The organism is Klebsiella sp. H-Nf2, from assembly GCF_002806645.1.
Lineage (GTDB): Bacteria > Pseudomonadota > Gammaproteobacteria > Enterobacterales > Enterobacteriaceae > Klebsiella > Klebsiella variicola.
Genome location: NZ_PIBL01000009.1, coordinates 164,792 through 176,953, shown reverse-complemented (window position 1 = coordinate 176,953; position 12,162 = coordinate 164,792). Strand labels below are relative to the sequence as shown.

The 12,162-nt window shown below is 59.3% G+C and carries 10 protein-coding genes and 1 riboswitch; of the genes, 4 read left to right on the top strand and 6 right to left on the bottom strand.

What is annotated here, in order from left to right; all coding sequences use genetic code 11:
* Window positions 1-7: 7 nt before the first annotated feature.
* Window positions 8-1,717, bottom strand: coding sequence for a ribulokinase (araB, locus tag CWM58_RS20255; protein ID WP_100681630.1), 1,710 nt, complete (start codon window positions 1,715-1,717; stop codon window positions 8-10).
* A gap of 337 nt (window positions 1,718-2,054) precedes the next feature.
* Here araB and araC point away from each other — a divergent pair, with 337 nt between their 5' ends.
* A complete protein-coding gene (gene araC, locus CWM58_RS20250) occupies window positions 2,055-2,900 on the top strand; it encodes an arabinose operon transcriptional regulator AraC (RefSeq protein ID WP_004204301.1) in 846 nt (281 codons plus the stop codon).
* Between the two features lie 128 nt (window positions 2,901-3,028).
* Entirely contained in the window at window positions 3,029-3,796 is a 768-nt protein-coding gene (locus tag CWM58_RS20245; RefSeq protein WP_008807458.1) for a DedA family protein, read from the top strand.
* Here CWM58_RS20245 and thiQ read toward each other — a convergent pair.
* The 4 genes from thiQ to sgrR form a co-directional block, all read right to left on the bottom strand.
* Window positions 3,783-4,484: a thiamine ABC transporter ATP-binding protein ThiQ gene (thiQ, locus tag CWM58_RS20240; protein WP_100681629.1), complete on the bottom strand. Its 702-nt coding sequence runs from the start codon at window positions 4,482-4,484 to the stop codon at window positions 3,783-3,785. The genes CWM58_RS20245 and thiQ overlap by 14 nt on opposite strands.
* On the bottom strand, window positions 4,468-6,078 hold the full coding sequence (thiP, locus tag CWM58_RS20235) for a thiamine/thiamine pyrophosphate ABC transporter permease ThiP (RefSeq protein ID WP_100681628.1): 1,611 nt from the start codon (window positions 6,076-6,078) through the stop codon (window positions 4,468-4,470). The genes thiQ and thiP overlap by 17 nt, the downstream gene beginning before the upstream one ends.
* The gene (gene thiB, locus CWM58_RS20230) at window positions 6,054-7,037 is read right to left on the bottom strand and encodes a thiamine ABC transporter substrate binding subunit (RefSeq protein ID WP_100681627.1); all 984 of its coding nucleotides are present in this window, start codon (window positions 7,035-7,037) and stop codon (window positions 6,054-6,056) included. The genes thiP and thiB overlap by 25 nt, the downstream gene beginning before the upstream one ends.
* A 32-nt stretch (window positions 7,038-7,069) precedes the next feature.
* Window positions 7,070-7,289, bottom strand: a riboswitch (TPP riboswitch).
* 37 nt (window positions 7,290-7,326) lie between these two features.
* On the bottom strand, window positions 7,327-8,982 hold the full coding sequence (gene sgrR, locus CWM58_RS20225; protein WP_061155779.1) for an HTH-type transcriptional regulator SgrR: 1,656 nt from the start codon (window positions 8,980-8,982) through the stop codon (window positions 7,327-7,329).
* Between the two features lie 87 nt (window positions 8,983-9,069).
* Between sgrR and sgrT the strand changes: the two genes are divergently transcribed.
* Entirely contained in the window at window positions 9,070-9,222 is a 153-nt protein-coding gene (gene sgrT, locus CWM58_RS20220) for a glucose uptake inhibitor SgrT (RefSeq protein WP_100681626.1), read from the top strand.
* A gap of 277 nt (window positions 9,223-9,499) precedes the next feature.
* Window positions 9,500-10,684, top strand: coding sequence for a sugar efflux transporter (locus CWM58_RS20210; protein WP_100681624.1), 1,185 nt, complete (start codon window positions 9,500-9,502; stop codon window positions 10,682-10,684).
* A gap of 44 nt (window positions 10,685-10,728) precedes the next feature.
* Here the strand turns inward: CWM58_RS20210 and CWM58_RS20205 are convergent, their stop codons facing one another.
* Window positions 10,729-12,039 (bottom strand): MFS transporter, encoded by a 1,311-nt coding sequence (locus tag CWM58_RS20205; protein ID WP_012542864.1) that lies wholly within the window; start codon window positions 12,037-12,039, stop codon window positions 10,729-10,731.
* Between the last annotated feature and the right edge of the window lie 123 nt (window positions 12,040-12,162).

The following is a 12,162-nucleotide window of genomic DNA, read 5'->3' as shown; positions in this document are numbered from 1 at the left end:
CGTATCCTTAATGGGTGAGCGCTGCCTGAGATTGCGGGGCTTTTTCCGTCTTTGCAGCCGAAGGGAGATAGTGTTGTTCAGCGCTGACCGACCACTGCTGGTAGCGCTGATAGAGTTGTTCGAAACGTTGTGCCTGCGCCGGGCGCGGCTGCAGAGTGGTTTCCACCTGGCTTGCCATTCGCTGCTGGGCGGCTGGAATATCGTCGTAGACGCCGGCGGCGACGGCGGCGAAGATAGCCGCCCCCAGCGCACAGCACTGATCGGAGGCGACAATCTGCAGCGGGCGGTTCAGCACGTCGCAGCAGGCCTGCATGATGACCTGGTTTTTCCGCGCGATACCGCCGAGGGCCATGACGTTGTTAACCGGGATCCCCTGCTCGGTGAAGCACTCCATAATGGCGCGCGCGCCAAAGGCGGTAGCGGCGATCAGGCCGCCGAACAGCGCAGGGGCGTCGGTCGCCAGATTAAGGTCGGTGATCACCCCTTTCAGACGCTGGTTAGCATTCGGCGTGCGGCGGCCGTTGAACCAGTCGAGCACCACCGGCAGGTGATCGAGCGACGGATTATTGGCCCAGGCTTCGGTGAGCGCCGGCAGTAACTGTTTTTGGCTGGCTTTGATTTGCTCGCGCAACGCCGGTTGCTGCTGAGCCAGCTGTTCCAGCGGCCAGCCGAGAATGCGGCCAAACCAGGCGTAAATATCGCCGAAGGCGGACTGGCCTGCCTCCATGCCGATAAAGTGCGGAACCACGCTGCCGTCGACCTGCCCGCAGATGCCTTTTACCGTGCGCTCGCCGACGCTCTCTTTATCGGCAATCAGGATGTCGCAGGTGGAGGTGCCGATGACTTTCACCAGCGCGTTAGGTTGCGCCCCGGCGCCAACGGCGCCCATATGGCAATCGAAGGCGCCGCCGGAGATGGCCACAGTCTGCGACAGACCCAGACGCTCGGCCCACTCTGCGCTCAGCGTGCCGACCGGCACATCGGCCGTCCAGGTATCGGTGAACAGCGGCCATGCCAGATGCTGGTTAATGATGGGATCAAGCTCATCGAAGAAGCTGGCCGGCGGCAGACCACCCCAGCTTTCGTGCCACAGCGATTTATGTCCGGCGCTGCAGCGGCCGCGGCGCAGATCCTGCGGGCGCGTGGTGCCGGAGAGCAGGGCGGGTACCCAGTCGCAAAGTTCTACCCACGAGGCGGCTGCCTGGGCGACGGCGCTATCTTCGCGGGTGACGTGAAGGATTTTGGCCCAGAACCATTCGCTGGAGTAGATACCGCCGATATAGCGCGAGTAATCCTCTTTACCCGGCTGGTGGCACAGGCGGGTGATCGCCTCGGCTTCCTCGACCGCCGTGTGATCCTTCCACAGGACAAACATGGCGTTAGGGTTGTCAGCGAATTCTTCGCGCAGCGCCAGCACCTTGCCCTCGGCATCTACGGGAGCCGGGGTTGAGCCGGTGCTGTCGACGCCAATGCCCACGACGTCGGCGCGCTGTTCGGCGCTCAGCGAAGCGAGCACGCTTTTCAGCGCCGCTTCCATGGACTCGATATAATCTCGCGGGTGGTGGCGGAACCGGTTGTTAGCCCCATCGCAATACTGTCCTTCCCGCCAGCGCGGATACCACTCCACGCTTGCCGCCAGCTCTGCGCCGGACGCGCATTCCACCGCCAGGGCGCGGACTGAGTCACTACCAAAGTCGAGGCCAATCGCAATTGCCATCTTGTTACTCCATGCAGAAATCATTCATGCAGCAACAGTAGATACCCCCGGCAAAATCCGTCAGGCCGGATTCGCTAATCTTATGGATTATTTTGCTGTCACCTCGCAAAGTGTGACGCCGTGCAAATATTCGATGTGGACTTTCCTGCCGTATTTATAGACACTTTTGTTACCCGGCATATCACGGTGGAATGCACGCTGCTGGCGCTTTTTTCGCTTACTGTGCGGCTTTTTAGCGAAATTCCCACCGCCGTCGCAGTCGCGACAGGACCGAGAGCGATAAAATGATGAATATGGACAATTGGTGTCACTAATACCTTCGGGGAGAACCACGCGTATGGCCGAAACGCAAAACGATCCGCTGCTGCCGGGCTACTCTTTTAACGCTCATCTGGTCACCGGCCTCACGCCGATTGAGGCGCAGGGATACCTGGATTTCTTTATCGACCGCCCGCTGGGCATGAAAGGCTATATTCTCAACCTGACGATCCGCGGCGAGGGTGTTATCAACAACCACGGCGAGCAGTTCGTCTGCCGGCCGGGCGATATGCTGCTGTTCCCGCCAGGGGAAATCCATCACTACGGCCGCCATCCCGACGCCAGCGAGTGGTATCACCAGTGGGTCTACTTCCGGCCACGCGCCTACTGGCACGAGTGGCTCAACTGGCCGACGATCTTCGCCCAGACCGGCTTTTTCCGTCCGGATGAACAGTGGCAGGCGCGCTTTGGCGAACTGTTCGGCCAGATCGTCGATGCCGGGCAGGGGGCGGGGCGCTATTCCGAACTGCTGGCGATAAATCTGCTGGAACAGCTGCTGCTGCGGCGCATGGAGGCGATCAACGAATCGCTGCATCCGCCGCTGGATAACCGGGTGCGCGACGCCTGCCAGTACATCAGCGACCATCTGGCGGACAGCCATTTTGATATTGCCAGCGTCGCCCAGCACGTCTGCCTGTCGCCCTCGCGTCTGTCGCACCTGTTCCGCCAGCAGCTGGGGATCAGCGTGCTCGGCTGGCGGGAAGATCAGCGCATCAGCCAGGCCAAACTGCTGCTGAGCACGACACGGATGCCGATCGCCACCGTCGGGCGCAACGTTGGCTTTGAAGATCAGCTCTATTTTTCGCGCGTATTTAAAAAATGCACCGGCGCCAGCCCGAGCGAATTCCGTGCAGGATGTGAATAAAAAGTAAAGAAAGTGAAATGATGACCCGCTTAAATATCACAGCCAGTAAACTATTAAGACAATTGGTGGCTTGACGAGGGCGCGATGGCTCCGGAGAATCCGGGCTTCGTTTTTTAACCGGGTACATTATGCAAGCATTGCTGGAACACTTTATCACCCAATCCACGGTCTACTCGTTGTTAGCCGTGATGCTGGTGGCCTTTCTCGAGTCGCTGGCGCTGGTGGGGCTTATCTTACCCGGAACGGTGATGATGGCCGGCCTTGGGGCGCTTATCGGCAGCGGTGAGGTTAACTTCTGGCAGGCGTGGCTGGCGGGGATTGTCGGCTGTCTGCTGGGCGACTGGATCTCATTCTGGCTCGGCTGGCGCTTTAAAAAGCCGCTGCACCGTTGGTCGTTTATGAAGAAAAACCGTGCCCTGCTGGAGAAGACCGAGCATGCGTTGCATCAGCACAGCATGATCACCATTCTGATCGGCCGCTTTGTCGGGCCGACGCGACCGCTGGTGCCGATGGTCGCCGGGATGCTCGATCTGCCGGTGGCGAAATTTGTGCTACCGAATATTATCGGCTGCCTGCTCTGGCCGCCGCTCTATTTCCTGCCCGGCATTCTCGCCGGGGCGGCGATTGATATTCCGGCCGATGAAAACAGCGCCAGCTTTAAATGGCTGCTGTTGGGGGCGGCGCTGCTGGCCTGGCTGGCAGGGTGGCTGTGCTGGCGGCTGTGGCGGAGCGCGAAAACCTCAGGCGATCGCCTGACCCGCTGGTTGCCGCGCGGCCGACTACTGTGGCTGTCACCGCTGATGGTGGTGGTCGCCGCGACGGCGCTGACTCTGGTCTGCCGCCATCCGCTGATGCCGGTCTATCTGGCGATCCTGCACAAGGTTATTGCGCGCTGATGCCCATCAGATGCGAGGCGCTGCTGTTGCCGCTTAACAGCTCGGCGGTGGCGCCATCCCAGACAATCCGCCCTTCGGCGACCACTATCGAGCGCGGCGCGATGCGCGCGGCATCTTCCACGCTGTGGGAGACCATCAGCAGAGTGAGCTGCTGCTGCTCGCAGACATCGGCGACCAGGGACAGCATCTCCTGACGCAGCGCCGGGTCAAGCGCTGAGAAGGGTTCATCCAGCAACAGCACTGGCTGCTGGCGCACCAGACAGCGGGCCAGCGCCGCGCGCTGCCGCTGACCGCCGGAAAGCTCGCCCGGCAGGCGTTCCAGCAGCGCATCAATTCCCATCTGTCCGGCCATCGCCGCCACCTGCGCCTGCTGCTCGCGGCTCAGTTTCAGGCCCGGGTGGATCCCGAGGCTGATATTCTGCCGAACCGTGAGATGGTTAAACAGGTTATTCTCCTGGAACAGCATCGAGACCGGACGCTGCGCCGGCGGCGTCGCGTCATGCGTCTCGCCGTTGATCCGCAGGCTGCCGCTGGCGGGCGGCAGAAAACCGGCGATCAGATTCAGCAGCGTGCTCTTTCCGGCGCCGCTGGGGCCGAGCACCGCGATACGCTCGCCGCGCGCGACGTCGAGGGTAAAGCGCATCGGCAGATGCTGGTACAGCCAGGTCACATCATTGAGTTTTAGCATCACGCCCCGGAAGTTTTTCAATCAGCGTAAATAATAAGAAACAGAGCAGCAGCAGGAGCAGGGCGGTGACGGCGCCGTCCTGGCTGCGGTAGGCGCCTATCTGCTGGTACAGATAGAAAGGCAGGGTGCGGAACGCCTCGTTACCGAACAGGGCCACCACGCCGAAGTCACCAATCGACAGCACGCAGGCGAAGGCTAACGCCTGGGCCAGCGGGCGCCGGAGGGCGCGAAGCTCAACCACCCGCAGCCGCGTGAAGCCTTCAATCCCCAGCGACTGGCACAGCATACTGTAGCGGGCGGTCACGTCGCGCATCGGGTTTTCCAGCACTTTAAGCGCGTAGGGGATCGCCATCAGGGCATTGGTGAAGATGACGATGCCGTCGGCGGACTCCGGCAGTCCGACGCTGTTACTGAGCAGCAGAAAAAAGCCAGTGGCCAGCACAATCCCAGGCATCGCAAGGATTAACATGCCGCTCAGCTCCATCGCCTGCCCGGCCAGCGGCCGCTGGCGGGCGCGCAGCTCCCGGCTGCTCCACAGCAGCATCATCGTCAGGGTCACGCTCAACAGCCCGGCGGCGATGGCGATGCGCAGAGAGGTACTCAATGCCTGCCAGAGCGCCGGCTGCGCCAGCACGTTCAGCATGTTGCGGTTGATCCCGTCGACGATGACCGCCAGCAGCGGCGGGAGCAACAGCAGCAGGGCGGCGCCGATCAAGAGTCCATCGCTCAGGCGGCTGTGCAGGCGATCGTCAGGGTCGCGCCAGCCGTGGACATGGCTGACGCCGATAGCCACCGCTTTACTCAGACGCTGGCTGAGCAGCACCAGCGCGAGGCAGCAAAGCATCTGGATCAGCGCCAGCATTGCCGCTCGCGCCGGATCGTAGTCAAAGCTCAGCGCCTGGTAGATAGCCAGCTCAATGGTGGTGGCTTTCGGACCGCCGCCCAGCGACAGCACAGTGGCGAAGCTGGCGAAGCAGAGCATAAAAATCAGTGCGGCGACGGCGGGAATGTGCCGCCGCATCCACGGCCATTCGACGAGGCGGAAGAAGGCATAACCGCGCATGCCAAGCTGGGCGGCAATTTGCCGCTGTTCACCAGGGATACTCTCCAGCGCCTGCAGCAGCAGGCGGGTGGCCATCGGCATATTGAAAAAGACGTGCGCCAGCAGGATGCCCTGCAGACCGTAGGGCGAGAAATCCCACTGCCAGCCGAGCGCGTGGAACAGCGCGGCGATCCACCCCTGGCGGCCATAGACGCTGAGGATGCCAAACACCGCCACCAGCACCGGCAGGATCAGGGTCATTGCGCACAGGCGCAGCAGCAGCGTGCGGCCCGGGAAGCGACGCCGGTAAAGCGCGCGGGCGAGAAAGATCGCCGGCCCCACCGAGAACAGCGCTGACAGCGACGCCTGCCAGAAGGAGAAGCGCACCACGTGCCACAGGTAGCTATCGCTGAAGACCGATTGCCAGCCCGCGCCGGGCGCGCTAAACCACAGCGCCAGAAATGCCGCCAGCGCGACGGCGCAGAGCAGGGTGGCGGCAAAAAGGCCCGGCAATAGCCCGCTAAGGTTTAGCGGCTGACGGCGCGTTGCCATGCATTAATCCAGGTCTGACGCTCGCTGGCGACCTGCTGCGGGGTAAACGCCAGGGTGGTCTGCGGCTTCACCAGGGTATCAAACCCGGCCGGCAGCGCGACCTGGGTCACCGGGTACATCCAGTTCCCGGTGGGGATGGCGTTCTGGAAGCCAGGCGAGACCATAAATTTGAGGAACTTCTCCGCCAGTTCCGGCTGCTTGCTGGCGGCGGTACGCGCGGCAACTTCGACCTGCAGATAATGGCCTTCGGCGAAGCTCGCCGCCGCATAGTTGTCTTTCTTCTCTTCAATTATGTGGTAAGCCGGCGAGGTGGTGTAGCTTAAGACCAGGTCGCTTTCCCCTTTCAGGAACAGACCGTAGGCTTCACTCCAGCCCTTGGTGACGGTGACGGTTTTCGCCGCCAGCTTCTGCCAGGCCTCGGGTGCTTTATCGCCATAGACCTTTTGCATCCACAGCAGCAGGCCCAGTCCCGGGGTACTGGTGCGGGGATCTTCGTAGATGACGCGCCATTTCTGCGGGCTCTCAACCAGCTCTTTCAGGCTCTTCGGCGGGTTAGCCAGTTTATTTTTGTCATAGACGAAGGCGAAGTAGCCGTAATCGTAGGGGACAAAGGTGTCATTATCCCAGCCGCCCGGCACGCTGACCGCGCTGGCGGGAACGTGGCTTTTGGCGAACAGCTGACTCTGCGCCGCGGCTTCCAGCAGGTTGTTATCCAGGCCAAGCACGACGTCGGCCTTGCTGTTCTTGCCTTCCATGCGCAGGCGATTCAGTAGCGAAACGCCATCTTCCAGGGCGACGAACTTCAGTTCGCAGCCGCAGTCCGCTTCAAAGGCTTTTTTGACCGCCGGGCCGGGGCCCCAGTCGGCAGAGAAGGAGTCATAGGTATAGACGGTGAGGACAGGCTTAGCCAGAGCGGGCATGGCGACCAGCGCCAGCAGCGGGAGTAATTTTTTCAACACTTTGCACCTCAGAAAAAAGGGGTGGCAAAGGATTTTGAGTGAGCCTCAAATCCCTTCGCCGGCGTTATCCGGATCAGGTTCGACGGGTATTTTCTCAGCCCATACGCTTCATCCTTCAAGCCGCATCTGCGTTAGCTTCGCGCGTTCACCCCAGTCACATAGTTATCTATGCTCCAGGGGATTCACCCGCTTGCTGCCTTGATGCAACTTGAATGATATTGCGTATGTTTATTAGCACCCCGTTGAGAACGGCCTTAGTGTAATGATTTTGTCAGATGACGGAAAGCGCTTACGGCTCCGGCGGCGCAAACCACGCGGATTTAAAGTCGAACCAGCCGAGGGTGTTCATCCGTACGCCGCGCATACTGCGCTGCCCCTGAATCATCAGCCAGTGGTGGATCAGCGGCACGATATGTTGCCCGGCCAGCAGCCGCTGGCTCCAGGTGGCCGGATTAAACTCTCCCGCGCGCCAGTTGCAAGCGTCTGCCTGCCAGTCAATGGGGATGCAGCGCTGAATGAGCGGGACTTCGTACAGATAGGCGAAGAGTGAGAATTCGATCGGCAAGGTGAAGTTAACGCTGTTGAGCCAGATATCGCTGACCACCTCGCCGCGATGCCAGGCATCGTACTCCAGCTCCTGGATCTCCAGCTTTACCTGATGCGCTGCCAGCAGGTCGCGCATGATCCCGCCGATCACCCGATGTTCGACGTGATCGCGGTAATAGGTGAGGGTGACGGTCTCCAGCCCCGCAGGCTTCTCGCAGGCGTGGTTGCTGGCGTGATGCCAGCGCGGCAGCAGGCCATAGGCGGGAAACCAGTTGCCCTGGTAGTGTTCGCCCGCATGGTAGAGCAGGTTGGCGGGCTGAAACAGATAGCTTAACCAGCGACGCACCGCGTCGTTGGCCCCCAGCGGGCTTCGCGAGTCGAACAGCAGGTAATAGCAGCCCTCTTCCAGGCGACTCTCCACCGCTTTTTCGCTTTCGGTATTGCCCTGCAGCGTCAGGCCGCCATTGGGTTCTTCACTAATTTCCGGCAGCACCCAGACGTTCACCTCATCGATCAGCGCCCGGTAGCCAAAATAGTCTTCAAAGGCATGGATCTTGAGCTGGTTCTGATTGTTACGCACCACGGCATAAGGGCCGGTGCCAACCGGCATGGAGGAAAAGTGGTTCATGGTCTGCCACTCCTGCGGCAGCACCATCGCCGGCACCTGACCCAGCAGCCAGGGCAGCCAGCGGTCGGGCTGGCGCAGATGAATATCCAAGGTCCAGGCGGTGGGCGATTCGATGCGTTCGATATGTGAATAGAGCGGCAGGGCATTGCTGCGCTGCAGAGAGGCGATCACATCCGCCATCTCCAGCTCACGGCCGTGGTGAAAATGGATGCCTGGGCGGAGGAAAAAGCGCCAGTGGGTGGGGGTCAGCTGCTGCCAGTGGTGGGCAATATCGGCTTCCAGTTCCCCATTTTCCTCATTTACCCGCGTCAGGGCGCTGAAAATTTGCCGGGCAATATGCGTTTCCGAACGCCGCAGCGCGCTGCCGGGCAGTAAATTCTTCATCGGACGGTAGTAGAGCACGCGCAGGATATGCCGCCCCTGGCGAAAGCTGCGGCCAAGATGAGAGATCAGCATCTGGCGGACGGCGGCCTTATCGCCGACCAGCTGCACCAGCTGATCGATGCGATCCTGCTCGAGGAGATCTTCGGCACGCTGCTGCTGCAGGGCGAGGCCGGTATAGAGAAAGGTCAGCCGCGAACGCTTGCCGCGGCCTGCCTCCGCCTCCCAGGCCAACCAGCCACGGGACTCCATCATATTGAGCAAGGTGCGCATATGACGGCGCGAGCAGCTCAGCATTTCCGCCAGCTCGTTGAGGGTGGTCTCCTGCGACTTGCCGTCGCAGCACTGCCATAAGCGGATGAACTGTTGTTGCAGACGGCTGGAAGACATAAAAGGGGAACTCCTGCGCAAAACTCAGCAATTTATTACTCCCCATATTAAGCCAATAATGAATCCCGATGAAGCGAGGAGGTGAATATGATGAGGTCTACCGCAAAATCGTTCTACCAGCGCTATTTTTCTGCGACGCAGAATGCGTCCTGGCTGGCCCGCCTGATGGCAGGACGACAACAGGAAATCCTGGGAGAACTGATGCAGTGGGGAGTGACGTCAAAGGCCTCTGATCATTGACTTGCAGACATCATGTGTGACTGAGTATTGGTGTTATACTCGTCGTTTTTCACGCTGCAGGGGCGTTGGCTGCGACCGCTCGCGTCGCTGTCGATGCGCTCAGGGCCTAACGTTCTGGCCACGCTCACCCTTTCAGGGCCAGCGCAAGCGCAAGCGCTGTGCAAAACGGTTAACCGTTTTGTCCTGCAACATGAAACCCATAGAGTATAGAATCACCCGCCAGCAGAAATCCTCTGCTGGCTTTTTTCGTTTACTTCGCGTGTGTTAAGGACATTCCATGCTGTGGTTGATGACGATGGGACGACGGCTAAACGGCGTCTATGCCGCCTTTATGCTGGTTGCTTTTATGATGGGCGTGGCGGGCGCGTTGCAGGCGCCGACGTTGAGTTTGTTTCTCAGCCGCGAAGTGGGGGCGCAGCCGTTCTGGGTGGGCCTGTTCTACACCGTGAATGCTATTGTCGGGATTCTGGTGAGTCTGGCGTTGGCTAAGCGCTCCGATAGCCGCGGCGATCGGCGGCGGTTAATTATGCTCTGCTGCCTGATGGCGGTGGGCAATGCGCTGCTGTTTGCCTTCAACCGTCACTACCTGACGCTAATTACCTGCGGCGTGATGCTGGCGTCCATCGCCAATGCCGCTATGCCGCAGCTCTTCGCCCTGGCGCGGGAGTATGCCGACAGCTCAGCGCGGGAAGTAGTGATGTTCAGCTCGATCATGCGCGCCCAGCTGTCGCTGGCGTGGGTGATTGGCCCGCCTCTGGCCTTTATGCTGGCGCTCAATTATGGCTTTACCACCATGTTTTCCATTGCGGCGGGCATCTTTGTGATTAGTCTGGCGCTGATTGCCATCAAACTGCCCTCGGTCCCGCGGGTGGAACAGCCTTCGGAAGAGGCGGCGGCGCTGGTGCAGGCCGGAGGCTGGCAGGATAAGAACGTACGCATGCTGTTCATCGCCTCCACGCTGATGTGGACCTGCAACACGATGTATATCATTGATATGCCGCTGTGGATCAGTAGCGATCTCGGCCTTCCCGATAGCCTGGCCGGGATCCTGATGGGCACTGCCGCCGGACTGGAGATACCGGCGATGATCCTCGCCGGTTACTACGTGAAGCGCTTTGGCAAACGGAAAATGATGGTGGCGGCGGTCGCGGCCGGTGTGCTGTTTTATGCCGGGTTGATTCTGTTTCATGGCCGTACGGCGCTGTTGGCCTTGCAGATGTTTAACGCGGTCTTTATCGGCATTATCGCCGGGATCGGTATGCTGTGGTTCCAGGATTTAATGCCGGGTCGGGCGGGGGCAGCGACCACCCTGTTCACCAACAGTATTTCCACCGGCGTGATCCTCGCCGGGGTGATGCAGGGGGCGCTGTCGCAAAGTTATGGCCACGCCAGCGTCTACTGGACGATCGCCGCGATTTCGCTGGTGACGCTGTTTTTGACCAGCAAGGTGAAAGATATCTGACAAACCGCCTTGCCCCGGCGTACAGCGTCGCCGGGGCAAGCTGACTACTCCAGGACGATACGCTTGATATCGCCGATGATAAAAATGTAGGCAATCACGCCGATCAGCGCCGTCAGGCCGACGTAGATCAGTGCGTAAAAGAAATTACCCGTTGCGGAAATAATCACGCCAATTATCAGTGGCGCAATAATGGATGCCATATTGGCACAGAAATTAAATATGCCGCCGGTGAGGCCTGCCATATTTTCCGGGGCAATATCAGAAATTAATGTCCAGCCCAGACCGACCATTCCCTGGCCAAAAAACGCCACCGACATAATAATGATAACGGTGCTGTTAGCGCTTACCCAGTTCGCCGCAATAATACAGCTGGACAACAATAAACCGGAAATTATTGGTAACTTTCGACTGATGTTGACGGAGCCGGTTCGCTTCAGCAACCGGTCCGAGATCCAGCCGCCGAAGAGGATGCCGATCGCGGCGGCGAGGAAGGGCCAGGTGGCGAAGAATCCGACGTGAAGCCAGGGAAGATGGCGCTCGTTGGCAAGATAGCTGGGAAACCACGTCAGGAAAAACACCAGCGTGGTGTTCCCGGCGAACTGACCCAGACTGGCGCCTACGATCTGACGACAGCCCAGCAGACGCCTGGCGTCACGCCAGTTAAATGGAACGTTCTGGATTTTATTGTTAATGTTGTTTGCGCCGATGTAATCCAACTCTGCTTTATTAGCCGTGCGTGATTCATGCGGTTCGTGATAAAAACGCCACCATACCAACGTAAATAAAATACCTAATCCGCCGGTGAGAAAAAACAGCGTTCTCCAGCCATGGTGTTCGAGGATTAGAAATAATAGCGGCGAGAAAGCGGCCAGCCCTATATATTCGCCAACCGTATATGTTGCCGTCGCCCGCGCGCGCTCATGCTGGGGAAACCAGGTGCTGACGATGCGGCTGTTGGCCGGAAAGCAGGGCGCTTCGCTGACGCCAAGCCCCAGGCGCAGGAGGAGCAGGGTTTTCAGCCCGAGGGTAAAACTTTGCAGCAGGGTAAACAGCGACCAGAAGAAAATAGACAGAGCATAGGTGAGCTTGTTACCAAAACGGTCTAAAAATACCCCGCCAGGGATCTGCGCCAGCGCATAGGTCCAGGCAAAGGCGGAGAAAATGATGCCCATCATCGCCGGATCGATATGAATTTCCTGGGTTAATTGTGGGGCGACAATACCAAGGATCGTGCGATCGAGATAATTTATCATCGTTCCGACGGACAACAGCAGTAAAATAACTATCCGAACGCGGCTTCTTTTTTTCGTCCCCGATGAGGAAGTGAGGACTTCCTGAGAGTTTGACATACTCATAGCGAGTTCCTTTAAAGTTTAAAATATTTTTGCATATATTCGCACATGCAAAAACATCTCCAGGAACTATAGATAGTATCTATGAATGGCAACGCTTTGTTGCACATTCATACGCTTCACAAA

What these genes read in the sequence shown, in the direction of transcription:
- araB (WP_100681630.1), bottom strand. Translation starts at nt 1,717, where the DNA reads ATGGCAATTGCGATTGGCCTCGACTTTGGTAGTGACTCAGTCCGCGCC.
- sgrT (WP_100681626.1), top strand. Translation starts at nt 9,070, where the DNA reads ATGATGAGGTCTACCGCAAAATCGTTCTACCAGCGCTATTTTTCTGCG.
- CWM58_RS20210 (WP_100681624.1), top strand. Translation starts at nt 9,500, where the DNA reads ATGCTGTGGTTGATGACGATGGGACGACGGCTAAACGGCGTCTATGCC.
- araC (WP_004204301.1), top strand. Translation starts at nt 2,055, where the DNA reads ATGGCCGAAACGCAAAACGATCCGCTGCTGCCGGGCTACTCTTTTAAC.
- thiQ (WP_100681629.1), bottom strand. Translation starts at nt 4,484, where the DNA reads ATGCTAAAACTCAATGATGTGACCTGGCTGTACCAGCATCTGCCGATG.
- CWM58_RS20245 (WP_008807458.1), top strand. Translation starts at nt 3,029, where the DNA reads ATGCAAGCATTGCTGGAACACTTTATCACCCAATCCACGGTCTACTCG.
- sgrR (WP_061155779.1), bottom strand. Translation starts at nt 8,982, where the DNA reads ATGTCTTCCAGCCGTCTGCAACAACAGTTCATCCGCTTATGGCAGTGC.
- CWM58_RS20205 (WP_012542864.1), bottom strand. Translation starts at nt 12,039, where the DNA reads ATGAGTATGTCAAACTCTCAGGAAGTCCTCACTTCCTCATCGGGGACG.
- thiP (WP_100681628.1), bottom strand. Translation starts at nt 6,078, where the DNA reads ATGGCAACGCGCCGTCAGCCGCTAAACCTTAGCGGGCTATTGCCGGGC.